A 13312-nucleotide genomic window follows, 5' to 3' on the forward strand; every position below is an offset into this window, starting at 1 on the left:
GCCAATGCTCACACCGGCGTAGTAGGGGCCTTGCCTTCATCGCCGGACTCCGCGACGGCCTTTCGCTCGCGGAGACGGTCCAGCCGGTTCATGAGCGGCGAGGTGGTGGCCCCATGGATCACGATGGACAGGGCCACCACCAGCCCCACAAAGGACCACAGCCACTCGGCCTGCTCCGAGAACTGCCCTTTGCCCAGGGCATACGCGAGGTAGTACAGGGAGCCGATGCCCCGGATCCCGAAGAAGGAAAGGGCAATGCGCTCCCGCGGTCCGGTCTTTCCGCCCAGCAACCCGACCCAGCCGGCTGCCGGCCGCACCAAGAGCAGGAACGCCAACGCGACCAGGAACTCCGTCCAGCCGATGCCCGCCAGGAGTCCGCGGGCAATCGCACCGCCGAGCAGGACAAGGATCACCACGGTCATGAGCCGTTCCAGCTGCTCCACATAGGAGTGAAGCACGCGGTGGTAGCCGTGGGTATGCTCCGCGGACCGGATGGTCACAGCGCAGACAAAGACGGCGATGAAACCATAACCCTCCACCATCTCGGTCAGGCCGTAGGCCAGGAACGTTGCCGCCAGGGCCACGAACCCTTCGGAGTGGTTTGCCAGCCGCATGCTTTCCTTGCTGGCCGAGAAAAACAGCAGGGCCAGCACTTTCCCGATGAGGAAACCCATGAGGACCCCCACGCCCAGCCGCCAGGCCACATCCACGCCAATCCACTGCGGGAACCAGGCCGACGGCGACGCGCCCACCACGCTGATGGCGATGGCGAGGTACACAAACGGGAACGCCAGCCCGTCGTTCAGGCCGGCCTCGGACGTCAGCCCGAAGCGGACTTCGTCCTCCTGGTCCGCTTCTTCCTGTACGTCAGCCGGCTCACCCACCTGCACTTCGGAGGCCAGCACCGGATCCGTGGGTGCCAGGGCTGATGCCACCAGCAGGGCAGCGCCCAGTCCCAGCCCCAGGAACCACAGCCCCAGCAAGGTCAGGGCAATGATGCACAACGGCATGGCTATCCCGAGGAGCCGCCAGGTGGTGGACCAGTTCCGGCGCCCTACGGGCCGGTCCAGGGCCAGGCCCGCGCCCATCAGGGAGATGATGACGCAGATCTCCGAGAGGTGCAGGGCAAGATCGCTGTGCACGATCGGATCCGGATCGGGCAGGCCCGGTATCAGGGAGAAGGCCGCCATCCCGGCGCCGAGGAACACCATGGGCATGGAGAAAGGCGCGTTGCGCAGGAGCTTGGGGAGGATTGCGGCAACAAAAACCGCGGCGCCTGCCACGGCGAAGAGGATGCTGGGCGCTTCAAACATGGTGTTCCGGCCTGCTTCATTGCACTCGGTGTAACTGCCACGGCCCCTGCCCGCGGACAGGGGCACCCATGTGAGGGATTGCTCCACTCTAGCCCCAGTGCCGCCGTACCCCGCCGCCACACCCCGCCGCCACAGCAGCCGGCGTCGCTGGGTCCGGTGCCCCGGTAAACCTCAATTCCGGAATTACAGACATTACGACGGCGGTCCGGCTCGCTTTCGCAGTTGGCATGCGATGAGCTTGAAACATGGCACTCCCCGCACTCACCATCGACGTTCCCCCGCAGCCCTGGACAGGGCGGTTCGACGGCGATGGCGGCGAACATCGGCGATGGTGGCAGGCGGTGTCGCCGTATATGCAGGGCGACGCCGATGGTTCGGTTAACCGTGCGGCCTCGCTTACGCCAGCAGAGCTCCGGGGGCCGGCTGATGCCCCGCGACCCGCCGTCTTCCTCGGATTCGCGAGCGATGAAGGCGTGCTGCGCAACAAGGGCAGGACCGGCGCAGCCCTCGCCCCCGCAGCAATCCGAACTGCCTTGGCACCGTTGGCCTTCCACCTGGACCGTGCGGTGTCCGATGCCGGGGACGTGGTGGTTGCGGACGGCGCGCTGGAGGCCGACCAGGCACGTGCCGGGCGAGCTATTGCCGCCATGATCGACGCCGGCAGGCTCACTGTGGTGCTGGGCGGCGGACACGAAACCGCCTTTGCAAGCTATCTGGGGGTGGCCGGCTCCGACGCAGTGCGTAGCGGCCGGCGTCTGGGCGTCCTGAACCTGGACGCCCACTTCGACCTCCGGGACGAACCGCTGCCCAGCTCCGGCACCCCGTTCCTCCAAATGGCCCGGGAGGAAGCTGCCGCAGGGCGCGACTTCCGCTATGCCGTCGTCGGGATCTCCGAGCCGAACAACACCCGGGCGCTTTTCGGCACGGCGGAGCGGTTGGGCGTGGAGTACCTGCTGGATGAGGACTGCTCCGGCGAACGGGTAGGGGCTTTCGTTGCGCAGTTCCTGGACAGCGTGGACGTGCTGTACCTGACCATCGACCTTGACGTGCTGCCGGCGTCGGTGGCTCCCGGCGTGAGCGCGCCCGCCGCCTATGGAGTGCCCCTGCCGGTGATCAGCGCGGTGTGCCGGCAGGTGGCGGACAGCGGAAAGCTCCTGCATTTCGACGTGGCCGAGCTGAACCCGGGTTTCGACGTCGACGGCCGGACTGCGAAAGTTGCCGCCAGGTTAGTGAACACGCTGCTTCGCTGACCTCCCCCCTGGCGCCCGACGCGCTCCCGCCGCCGACAGCACGCCTGCCCGGCGTGCTGTGGCAAAACGGTTCCGTGGCACAGAAAGGTAAGTAGGCTGTCTAATGGAGTTGACGACGCCTATCTGAGGAGCCCGCATGCGACGATTGGGAAGCAAAGTTGCCTTAATACTGGCCTCCGCGCTGGCACTGGCAGGCTGCGGAACGTATCCGGCGGATCCCGCCGGAACGCTGGAGCGTGTGGTGGACGGCACCCTGCGCGTGGGTGCCAGCGAAAACGGCGAATGGGTGGAAATTTCAGGCGAAGACGTGCAGGGCACCGACGCGGACCTGGTCCGGGACTTCGCCGCCAGGCTCGGTGCGGACATTGACTGGGTGCCCGGAACCGAACACGTTTTGGCCGAGGAACTCAAGCATGGGCAGCTGGACCTGGTCATCGGCGGCCTCGACGACAAGACCCCGTGGGCCCAGCACGGCGGGCTGACCCGGGTCTACGCGGAATCCCGTGACAGCCGCGACTCCCTCCATAAGCACGTGATGCTGGTGCCGTTGGGCGAGAATGCGTTCCTGCTGGAACTCGACAAGTTCCTGATGGAAGCGAAGGAGCAGGGATGACCATGGTCAAGGGTGCCCCCGTGCGCTTCGGACACACGGAACTGCCCGAGGAGCAGAGGGAAGCCCTGCGCAAGGCCGTGAAGTTCGAGTGGATCACCATCGGCTTCCTGGCCGCGTCCACGGCGCTGGTCTTCGCCGTCCTGGGCAACTCGCAGGCCATGAAGGCCGCCTGGGTGGAAGATGTCCTGTCCTTCCTGCCACCCATCTCCTTCCTGGTGGCGGCGCAGGTGATCCGCAGGAAGCCCAACGAAGAGCACCCCTACGGATTCCACCGTGCGGTGGGCATCGCCCATGTGGTGGCCGCCGTGGCACTGACCGTCATGGGTGCCTACCTGATCGTGGATTCCGGAATGGGACTCCTCAGCGCCGAGCACCCCACCATCGGCGGTTTCGACTTCTTCGGCCAGACCATTTGGCTGGGATGGATGATGATCGGCGCCATGATCCTCACCGCGGTCCCGCCGGTTTTCCTCGGGCGGGTCAAAATGAAGCTCGCCGAAAAACTCCACGACAAAGTCCTCTTTGCCGATGCTGACATGAACAAGGCGGACTGGATGACCGCGGCCGCCGCCGCCGTGGGCGTGGCGGGCATCGGCTTTGGCCTGTGGTGGGCCGACTACGCCGCAGCCCTGGTTATCTCCTTCAGCATCCTGCATGACGGCGTCCGCAACACGCGGGCAGCCATCTCGGCCCTCATGGACAAGCGGGCCAGGACGTACGACGACGCCGAACCGCACCCGCTCGGGCACCGGCTGGACGAGTACCTCCGTGGCCTGGACTGGACGGAGACGGCTGAGTCGCGGATTCGGGATGAGGGCCACGTGTTCCACGTGGAATCGTTTGTGGTCCCCGCCAGGGGCCGCATGCCAAGCCTGGAACAGCTGGAGGCAGCCAGGGAGGCATGCATTGGCCTGGACTGGAAGGTCCAGGACATGGTGATCATCCCCGTGGCGGAGCTCCCCTCGGAGTTCCTTCCGGGCCGGACGTCCGGCGGCGAGCGCTAGGCCCAACCACTCAGGCCTTCAGCACATACCTGCGCTCCGGCCGGCCCACGCCGTATTTGAGCCGGACTTCCAACACGCCTTCGTCGTGAAGGTATTCCAGGTAACGTCGCGCGCTGACGCGCGATGTGCCCAGCTGGACTGCCACTTCCGCGGCGGACAGGTCGCCGTCGGCCTCTTTCAGCGCCGCCTCCACCAGCTTGAGGGTTTCGACGCTGCACCCCTTCGGCAGCGGCCGCTCGGTCCGGTCCAGGCCGAACACGCGGTTGACGTCCGACTGCTCCGCCACATCCTTGGACAAGTCCAGGCCGTGATAGGCGCTGCGGTAGTGCTCCAGCCGTTCCTGCAGGTCGGTCTGCGAAAACGGCTTGATGAGGTAGTGCACAATTCCGCCGCGGAGGGCTTTGCGCACAGTGTCCACCTCGCGGGCGGCACTGATCACCAGCACGTCCAGCTCCGGAGCCACGTCGCGCAGCTGATGCATCAGGTCCAGGCCGTTGATGTCCGGCAGGTGGATATCCAGCAGGACCAGGTCAGGTTGGAGGCGTTCGGTTTCGGTCACTGCCTGCGCACCGGTGTGGGCAACCCCGACGACGGCGAACCCGGGAGTGCGCTGGATGAAGCCCGCGTGGACCTTGGCCACCATAAAGTCGTCGTCGACGATCAGGACTTTGATCATGGCTGTGTACCTCTCGCGTGCGCCCGCAACAGGCGTGCGGTGAAAACTGCCCCCTTGTCATTGTCCACGGTGAGGTCGCCGCCGCTGCGACGGCAAACCACCCGCGAGAGCGCCAGTCCGAAGCCGCGGCTGCCGCCCGGGCCGGGTGTTTTGGTAGTGAACCCCTGGCGGAAGATCTCGTCCCTGTCCCGGCCGGGAACACCGGGGCCGGTGTCCCGTACGGTGACCGTGACGCCGTCGGCTGTGTCCTCCACGTGCACGCTGACGGCTGCCTCCGGAAGCCCGGCGACGGCGTCGAACGCGTTGTCCACGAGGTTCCCGACGACGGTGGTGAGATCGCGCGAAAGCTCGTCGTCAACGCGGGCAAGGCCGGATTCCGGGTCTAGCTGCAGTGAGACACCGCGTTCGGTGGCGAGACTGGACTTGGCAATAAGCAGGGCAGCGAGCGCCGGGTCCTGGATCCGGCTGGTGACCTCGTCGTTGAGCCGGGTCCGGTCCAGCGTGGCGCCGTTGACGAACTGCACCACCGAGTCATATTCACCGATCTGGATCAGCCCGGAGATCACGTGCAGCTGGTTGGCGAATTCGTGGGCCTGCGCGCGGAGCGTGTCCGTGGCGGTCCTCGTGGCGCCCAGTTCCTGTTCGAGCGAGGAAAGCTCCGTGCGGTCACGGAGCGTGGTGACGGATCCGATGTCCCGGCCGCGGGACTTGATGGGAACGCGGTTCAGCACCACCAGGCGGTCACCGACGAGCACCAGCTGGTCCGGTCCGGGCTGCTCGCGGGTGAGGACTTCCTTCAGTGCCGGCTCCACGGCAAGGCTCGTCACCCTCTTTCCAACGCAGTCCGCTGGCAGGCCGAGCAGCGCCCGGGCGCTGTCATTGGCCACGGTGATGCGCTCGTGCGGGTCCAGGGCGACCACCCCTTCCTTCAGGCCATGGAGCATGGCCTCGCGGTTTTCCACCAGCCCGGTAATTTCGCTGGGCTCCATGCCCAGGGTCTGCCGTTTCACCCGGCGGGACAGGAGCAACGAACCGGCCACCCCCAGGACACTGGCAACCCCCAGATACGTGAGGAGATTTGGGACGGCGTCCCCCAGCCGCTCCAGTGTGGAGGGATAGTCGCGGCTGACGGAGGCGATGCCGATCATCTTCCCGGCGTCATCGAGGACCGGCACGTGCGCGGACAGGGATTGGGTACCGGACCCGGACACAACACCCGTCCACGAGCGGCCGTCCATGACCCGGCTTGGGCCGAGCTCCATCTGCCGGCCCAGCAGGCTGGGATCGGAGGAAGCGACGACGGTGCGGTCCAGCTTTGCGAGCACTACGTGCGAGGAGCCGGACACAGTACGCACCGACTCGGCCACGGCGGGAAGGGCTGACCCCGCCCGTGGCTCCGCGGCAGGAAGCAGTTCGCGGACCGTCGGGCTGGCAGCGAGCGCTTCGGCTGCGGACAGCGCCCGGCGCCCTTCGGTGCGTTCGAAAGCCGCGGCCGACTGGGCCAGCGAGATGGCCACCACGGCAACGAGGACCGCGAGGACGATCAGCAACTGCAGAACCAGGTACTGCCCCGCGAGGGACATTCCTCTTCGTCGAGTCACTGTGGTTCTTTCCTCTGGTGGTGGGTCTTCTGCAGGTCAGGCTACCTGAACAATGCCCGCTGCAGAGTTCTGATGGCCCCCCGGAGGGACAAGGGAGGGACAACGGAGGGAAGTCCGAAACGTGAACGCAATGAACTTAACGTTCTCTGCGTACACAAGAGTGATGCCCGTCACGCTCGGGCCTAGCATCGAAACTACAAGTCAGCCCTGCTGATCAGTTTTCATGAGAAGAGGAACACCATGCGCCAAATCCGCGCATTGCGTATTGCCGCCGTCGCAGCCGGCATCGCCCTGATGGCCACCGGGTGCGGTGCCACCGGCGGCAGCTCCACGAACACCACCAGCCCCGGCGCCGCAGCCGGCCCCGTGACCGGTCTCCAGATCATGGTCCCCAACACGCCCGGTGGTGGCTACGACACCACCGCCCGCGTCGCAGCAAAGGTGCTCGACGACGAAAAGGTCGCCACGAACACCGAAGTCTTCAACCTCGCCGGCGCCGGCGGTACCGTAGGCCTGGCCCGCATCGTCAACGAAAAGGGCAACGGCGACCTCACCATGCTCATGGGCCTTGGGGTGGTGGGCGCAAGCTACACCAACAAGTCCGAGTCCAAGCTGACCGCCACCACGCCGCTGGCCAAGCTCATCGAAGAGCCCGGGGCCATCATGGTCAACAAGAATTCGCCGTACAAAACGATCAATGACCTGGTCACCGCGTGGAAGGCTGATCCCGGTTCCATCAGCGTCGGCGGCGGTTCCTCGCCCGGCGGCCCTGACCACCTGCTGCCAATGCAGCTCGCGGGAGCGGTGGGCATCGACGCCACCAAGGTCAACTTCGTCTCCTACGACGGCGGCGGTGACCTCCTCCCGGCCATCCTCGGGAACAAGGTGGGCTTCGCAGCATCCGGTGCCGGTGAGTACCTGCAGCAGATCCAGTCCGGCGAGGTCCGCGTCCTGGCCACCAGCGGTGAGAAGCGGCTCGAAGGCGTGGATGCCCCCACGCTGAAGGAATCCGGCATCGACCTGGTGTTCACCAACTGGCGCGGGATCGTGGCTCCTCCGGGCATCACCGATGACGACAAGGCCAAGCTGATCGGCGCCCTGGAAAAGATGCACGGCACCGACGCCTGGAAGGAAGCGCTGAAGACGCACAGCTGGACTGACGCCTTCATCACGGGCGAAGAATTCGAAACCTTCCTGGCAGAGCAGGATAAGCGGGTGGCGGACGTCCTCACGAAGCTAGGCCTGGCGTGAGTTCCTCACCAACTTTGGCCGCCAGGCTCAAAGGCCGCTCCGAGCTGGGGGTAGCCCTCCTGCTCGGGGCGGTGGGCGTCATCGTCCTCGTCGACGCCCTTGCCCTGGCAACTCCGTACTCCCAGTCCGACCCCGTAGGGCCGAAGACCTTGCCCTTGATCGTGGCCGCCGTCCTCCTCGTGTGCGCAGTGCTGTTGGCCATCAACGTGCTGCGCGGCGGGCAGGGCGAGGCTGAAGGCGGCGAGGACGTTGACCTCACCCACCCCGCGGACTGGAAGACAGTCCTTCCGCTGGTGGGAGCCTTCGTGGCCAACATCCTGCTGATCGACTGGGCAGGCTGGGTCATCTCCGGAACTGTCCTGTTCTGGGGCAGCGCCTGGGCCCTGGGAAGCCGGCACTATGTGCGAGACGGCATCATTTCCGTGGTCCTTTCAGTGATCACCTTTTACGGCTTCTACCTGGGCCTCGGTATTCCGCTGCCCGCAGGCCTCCTGAAAGGGATTCTCTGATGGATGTCTTCTCCTCCCTGATGGACGGTTTCGCCACCGCCCTGACCCCGATGAATTTCCTCTACGCCGTTATCGGTGTGCTCCTGGGCACCGCCGTCGGCGTCCTCCCGGGCCTGGGACCGGCCATGACCGTGGCCCTGTTGCTCCCGGTCACCTATGCCCTGGAACCAACCAGCGCCTTCATTATGTTTGCCGGCATTTACTACGGCGGCATGTATGGCGGCTCCACCACCTCTATCCTGCTCAACACGCCGGGGGAATCGTCGTCGGTGGTGACGGCCATCGAAGGCAACAAGATGGCAAAAGCGGGCAGGGCCGCCCAGGCGCTGGCGACGGCGGCCATCGGCTCCTTCGTGGCCGGCACCATCGGCACCGCATTGCTGGCCGTCTGTGCCCCCATTGTGGTGGATTTTGCCGTCAGCCTCGGAGCACCCAGTTATTTCGCCATCATGCTGCTGGCCCTCCTGGCGGTGACTGCCGTCCTTGGCTCATCCCGCCTCAGGGGCTTTGCTTCGCTGGGCCTTGGGCTGGCGATCGGCCTGGTGGGAATCGATTCCGTGACGGGTCAGCGCCGCCTCACCTTCGGCCAGCCCTTGCTGGCTGACGGCCTGGACATCGTGGTGGTGGCCGTGGCCATCTTCGCGGTGGGCGAGGCATTGTGGGTAGCCGCTCACCTGCGCCGCAACCCGCTGCAGATCATTCCGGTAGGACGTCCATGGATGGGCAAGCAGGACTGGAAGCGGTCCTGGAAGCCCTGGCTCCGTGGAACGGCGTACGGCTTTCCGTTCGGGGCACTCCCGGCCGGCGGCGCCGAAATCCCCACGTTCCTGTCCTATGTCACCGAGAAACGCCTCAGCAAGCACCCCGAGGAATTCGGCAAGGGCGCCATCGAGGGCGTGGCCGGACCGGAGGCAGCCAACAACGCTGCGGCCGCCGGCACCATGACCCCGCTCCTTGCCCTGGGCCTTCCCACCAACGCCACGGCTGCCGTGATGCTGGCCGCCTTTACCTCCTACGGCATCCAGCCAGGACCCCTGCTGTTCTCCAACGAGGGACCGCTGGTGTGGGCACTGATCGCGAGCCTCTTCATCGGCAACTTCCTTCTCCTGCTCATCAACCTGCCGCTGGCACCATTGTGGGCCAAGCTCCTGCAGCTCCCCCGGCCCTACCTTTATGCCGGCATCCTGTTCTTCGCCACGCTGGGCGCCTATTCGGTGAACCTGCAGGCGTTCGACCTGGTGCTCCTGCTGGCCCTGGGTGCGTTGGGATTCATGATGCGCCGCTTCGGGCTCCCCGTGCTGCCGCTTATCCTCGGCGTGATCCTTGGGCCGCGGATCGAAGGCCAGCTTCGCAAGAGCCTCCAGCTCAGCGCGGGCGACCCCGCCGGTCTCTGGAGCGAACCGATCGCCGTCGGAACCTACATCCTCATCGCGATCATCCTGCTCTGGCCTTTGCTGTACAAGCTGTACCGCCGCAACCGTCCGGCCACCAGCCTCCTGTCCCCAAACGCCACCCGCGGAAACGAACCAGCAGACGCGGACGGCTGATTCGCCGGCCACTGCCGCAGGACCATCAGCAAAGACCGCAAAGCACCAACCAAGACACAGACAACTGACCACAAGGAGCCACCATGACGATCGTTGTGGGATACGTCCCGACACCCGAGGGCGAAGCGGCGCTGACGCAAGCCATCCTCGAAGCCCGTAAGAACAACACCACGCTGCTGGTGATCAACTCCTCCAAGGGCGATGCCCTGGTGGACAACCGATACGCCCAGGAGCCGGAGATCCAGAGCATCGAGGACCGTCTGGCCACCCAGGGAATAGACCACGTGATCAAGCAGCCGGTCCGTGGGCATGACGCGGCAGCGGAGGTCCTCGATGCCGCGGAGGAGCACAATGCCGATCTGATTGTGATCGGCCTTCGCCGCCGCACTCCGGTGGGCAAGCTGATCATGGGCAGCACGTCCCAGCGCATTTTGCTGGAGGCGGACTGCCCGGTATTGGCGGTCAAGGCCAGTTAGGGCCGGTTTGGCCGAAGCTCCGATTGATCCGGGGCTTGTCCGCAGTCCCCGCCTTCGTGGCGCGGTCCTGCGGACAAGCCTCGGATTTTTGCATTGCCCCTGAGCCCTTCCGCACGGAATTTTGGCCATTGCAGCTGCTCCATGGCAGAATTAGCTCTCGGGGAAAGCGCTATCCAGCGTAGAAAACACCAGTCATCTGACATTTTCGGGGGCCGCCGGTAGAATGGACTGCGCTCCCCGGCACGAACCACAGAAAGACACGCACATGACTACCGCCACCCTCGAACGCCGCCTGGCCGAGTTCCCAGCCGTCGAAACAGCGGAATTCCGCTCTATTGACCTCGAGTTCTCAACGGCCGACGAAGTCCACGCAGGACTCGACAACGCTGTAGCCACGCTGATCGAGACTGCGGCAAAAGATGCCGCCTGCGGCATACTCGTCACCCGCCTCCACCCCGGCCGCTACACCGTAGCCCTCGACGAGTCCGTTCCCTTCGGTGAGACCTACGAGAACATCGCAGCCTAGCTCTGCAGTACTGCATTCCCCAAAGACAGAAGCCCCGAAACACAGAAAGTCCCCGCCCTCTGGCCTGCCCCTGTTCAGGGGCCGCCAAACGGCGGGGACTTGCCCGCGTATTTGGGGTTTAGCTCCGGCGGACCTGCACTCCATCAGACTTCAGGAAGAGCTGTTTTTCGGACGGACCGGCTTGCACCAGCCACAGGACGTTTCCGCTCTCCGACACTTCCTCGACTTCGCCGGTCGCAATGACATGCGCATGCTTGAGTATTTCCACCCGAACCCCAGGCCGGAGTGTTCTCCAGTCCGAGATGGTGGCCGAATGGGCATTGCGCCTCGTTAGGACTGCCCCACGTGCTTTCATGTGAACTTCTACCCCTTTGTATGCGTTCTGCTGCCACAGCCTCTTTGATGTGACTTTCACTACATCTTCAGTTCTACTACACTTCCCGCGGCTCAAATGTACGTGTCGCCACATATTTCGCTATGCGCACGGGAAGCTAAGCCAGACTGAAGAATATTCCCCGTCAGGCTAGATTTCCGACGGCGGATTCGGCCGCTGAAATCACTTCGCCGGAGGCGACCAGAAGGTCCGCCAGCTCAAGTTCCGGAGAAAGGAACCTGTCGGTGCCAGGGCCTTCGACGACGGCCCTCAAGGCTCCGAGGACCGCGCTGCCCGCAGGGCCTGGAACCAGTTCCCCGCCGGAGAGTTGGGTGCGGATATCGAGGGCCCGGGCTGACGTCACGAGTTCGATCGCCAGAACGCGGCGGAGGTTCTCCACCGCCTTGCGAAGCTTCCGGGCCGCGTGCCAGCCCATCGAGACGTGGTCCTCCTGCATGGCGGAACTGGGAATGGAATCCACCGAAGCCGGAACCGCCAGCCGCTTGTTGTCGGAGACCAGCCCCGCCTGGGTGTATTGGGCGATCATCAGGCCGGAATCGACGCCCGGATCTGAGGCTAGGAAGGCCGGCAGGCCGTGCGAACGGGCCGGGTCAAGCATCCGGTCCGTGCGGCGCTCGGCGATGGAGCTTAGGTCGGCCACAGCGATGGCCAGGAAGTCCAGTACGTAGGCCACGGGTGCGCCGTGGAAGTTGCCGTTTGAACTGACCCGCCCGTCCGGCAGGACCACCGGGTTATCGATGGCGGCCGCGAGTTCGCGCGACGCCACCAGGGCGGCGTAGTCCACAGTGTCCCGGGCGGCGCCGGCCACTTGTGGGGCGCAGCGCAGCGAATAGGCGTCCTGGACCTTCGAATCGCCCACACGGTGGGACGCCACAATTGGGGAGTTCGACAGGACCCGCAGCATGTTGTCCGCACTCGCCGCCTGGCCCGGGTGCGGGCGCAGGGCCGCGTGCAGCTCAGGCAGGAACACCTGGTCCGTGCCCAGCAGGGCCTCGACGCTCAGTGCTGCGGTGATATCCGCCGTCGTCAGCAGCTGGCGGAGGTCCGCGATGGCCATCAGGAGCATGCCCAGCATGCCTTCGGTACCGTTGACCAGCGCCAGGCCTTCCTTCTCGGCCAGGGTAACCGGCTCGATGCCGTGCTCGGCAAGCAGCACGGCGACAGTCTGTTCCCCGCGCCCGCCGTACGTCACGCCGTCGGGCCCTTCAGCCTGCCCTTCGCCCATCAGCACCAGCGCGCAGTGGGAAAGCGGGGCGAGGTCGCCGGAGCAGCCGAGCGAGCCGAATTCCCGAACCACTGGCGTGATGCCCGCGTTAAGGACGTCCACCATCGTCTTCAGGACTATGGGACGGACGCCCGTGCGGCCGGAGGCGAGGGTCTTGGCACGCAGGAACATGATGCCGCGGACAACTTCGCGCTCCACGGCCGGGCCCATGCCGGCTGCATGGCTGCGGATGAGCGACTTCTGCAGCTGGGTGCGCAGGTCATTGGGGATGTGCCGGTTGGCCAGGGCGCCGAAGCCGGTGGAGATGCCGTAAGCGGGGGTTTCGCTGTGGGCGAGGTCATCGATGTGGGCGCGCACCTTGGCCACAGTGTCCAGTGCGTCCTGGGAGATAGTCACCTGGGCGTTGTGGCGCGCGACGGCGACGACGTCCTCGGGAGTGACGCCGCTGGAGCCGAGGGTGACGGTGAGCGGTGCTTGCGTTGTGACGGTCATGATTCCTACTTCTGGGGATCGATTGCTCCGCAAGGGCCCTTTTGAGAGTCCTTAAGGGCGGTTACGGAGCAACCGATGGGGGGTTAAGGCCTGGTTAGTTTGTCTCGTTCATGGGGATGCGCACGCCGCGTTCTTTGGCGACGTCGAGGGCGCGGTCGTAGCCGGCGTCGGCGTGGCGGATGACGCCCATTCCGGGGTCGTTGGTGAGGAGGCGTTCGAGTTTCTGGGCGGCGAGGTCGGTGCCGTCGGCCACGGAGACCTGGCCGGCGTGGATGGAGCGGCCGATGCCGACACCGCCGCCGTGGTGCAGGGACACCCAGGTGGCGCCCGAGGCGGTGTTGAGCAGGGCGTTGAGCAGGGGCCAGTCCGCGATCGCGTCGGAGCCGTCAGCCATGGCCTCGGTTTCCCGGTACGGGGAGGCGACGGAGCCCGAGT

The 13312-nt window shown here is 65.6% G+C and carries 13 protein-coding genes and 1 pseudogene; 8 read left to right on the top strand and 6 right to left on the bottom strand.

Translation table 11 applies throughout. The features are described from left to right. Positions 1–8: 8 nt before the first annotated feature. Positions 9–1313, bottom strand: a complete 1305-nt coding sequence (locus tag V9L18_RS10545; protein ID WP_337347107.1) for a cation:proton antiporter — start codon at positions 1311–1313, stop codon at positions 9–11. A gap of 245 nt (positions 1314–1558) precedes the next feature. Here V9L18_RS10545 and hutG point away from each other — a divergent pair, with 245 nt between their 5' ends. The 3 genes from hutG to V9L18_RS10560 all read left to right on the top strand — a co-directional run bounded on the left by hutG (position 1559) and on the right by V9L18_RS10560 (position 4180). Continuing rightward, positions 1559–2563, top strand: coding sequence for a formimidoylglutamase (hutG, locus tag V9L18_RS10550; RefSeq protein ID WP_337347108.1), 1005 nt, complete (start codon positions 1559–1561; stop codon positions 2561–2563). A gap of 136 nt (positions 2564–2699) precedes the next feature. After that, the gene (locus V9L18_RS10555) at positions 2700–3176 is read left to right on the top strand and encodes a transporter substrate-binding domain-containing protein (protein WP_337347109.1); all 477 of its coding nucleotides are present in this window, start codon (positions 2700–2702) and stop codon (positions 3174–3176) included. 2 nt (positions 3177–3178) lie between these two features. Further along, positions 3179–4180, top strand: a complete 1002-nt coding sequence (locus tag V9L18_RS10560; RefSeq protein ID WP_376044738.1) for a cation transporter — start codon at positions 3179–3181, stop codon at positions 4178–4180. Between the two features lie 10 nt (positions 4181–4190). Here the strand turns inward: V9L18_RS10560 and V9L18_RS10565 are convergent, their stop codons facing one another. Continuing rightward, on the bottom strand, positions 4191–4856 hold the full coding sequence (locus V9L18_RS10565) for a response regulator (RefSeq protein ID WP_337347111.1): 666 nt from the start codon (positions 4854–4856) through the stop codon (positions 4191–4193). Continuing rightward, a complete protein-coding gene (locus V9L18_RS10570) occupies positions 4853–6439 on the bottom strand; it encodes a sensor histidine kinase (RefSeq protein ID WP_337347129.1) in 1587 nt (528 codons plus the stop codon). The genes V9L18_RS10565 and V9L18_RS10570 overlap by 4 nt, the downstream gene beginning before the upstream one ends. A 258-nt stretch (positions 6440–6697) precedes the next feature. Here V9L18_RS10570 and V9L18_RS10575 point away from each other — a divergent pair, with 258 nt between their 5' ends. From V9L18_RS10575 to V9L18_RS10595, 5 genes are all read left to right on the top strand, one after another. After that, positions 6698–7708: a Bug family tripartite tricarboxylate transporter substrate binding protein gene (locus tag V9L18_RS10575; RefSeq protein ID WP_337347112.1), complete on the top strand. Its 1011-nt coding sequence runs from the start codon at positions 6698–6700 to the stop codon at positions 7706–7708. Further along, on the top strand, positions 7705–8217 hold the full coding sequence (locus V9L18_RS10580; RefSeq protein WP_337347113.1) for a tripartite tricarboxylate transporter TctB family protein: 513 nt from the start codon (positions 7705–7707) through the stop codon (positions 8215–8217). Before V9L18_RS10575 ends, V9L18_RS10580 begins: the two co-directional genes overlap by 4 nt. Then, positions 8217–9764 carry a tripartite tricarboxylate transporter permease gene (locus V9L18_RS10585; RefSeq protein ID WP_337347114.1) on the top strand — a complete coding sequence of 516 codons (1548 nt, stop codon included), beginning with the start codon at positions 8217–8219 and terminating at the stop codon, positions 9762–9764. Before V9L18_RS10580 ends, V9L18_RS10585 begins: the two co-directional genes overlap by 1 nt. Positions 9765–9847: 83 nt before the next feature. After that, on the top strand, positions 9848–10240 hold the full coding sequence (locus V9L18_RS10590; RefSeq protein WP_337347115.1) for a universal stress protein: 393 nt from the start codon (positions 9848–9850) through the stop codon (positions 10238–10240). Between the two features lie 265 nt (positions 10241–10505). After that, positions 10506–10766: a hypothetical protein gene (locus tag V9L18_RS10595; RefSeq protein WP_337347116.1), complete on the top strand. Its 261-nt coding sequence runs from the start codon at positions 10506–10508 to the stop codon at positions 10764–10766. A gap of 118 nt (positions 10767–10884) precedes the next feature. Here V9L18_RS10595 and V9L18_RS10600 read toward each other — a convergent pair whose 3' ends face one another. From V9L18_RS10600 to V9L18_RS10610, 3 genes and pseudogenes are all read right to left on the bottom strand, one after another. Continuing rightward, positions 10885–11121, bottom strand: coding sequence for a hypothetical protein (locus V9L18_RS10600; protein ID WP_337347117.1), 237 nt, complete (start codon positions 11119–11121; stop codon positions 10885–10887). A 163-nt stretch (positions 11122–11284) separates the two neighbouring features. Beyond that, a complete protein-coding gene (gene hutH, locus V9L18_RS10605) occupies positions 11285–12877 on the bottom strand; it encodes a histidine ammonia-lyase (protein WP_337347118.1) in 1593 nt (530 codons plus the stop codon). Between the two features lie 94 nt (positions 12878–12971). After that, positions 12972–13312: pseudogene (locus V9L18_RS10610) on the bottom strand (urocanate hydratase); the annotation flags it as partial.

Source organism: Pseudarthrobacter sp. CCNWLW217 (assembly GCF_037203985.1).
Taxonomy (GTDB): Bacteria; Actinomycetota; Actinomycetes; order Actinomycetales; family Micrococcaceae; genus Arthrobacter.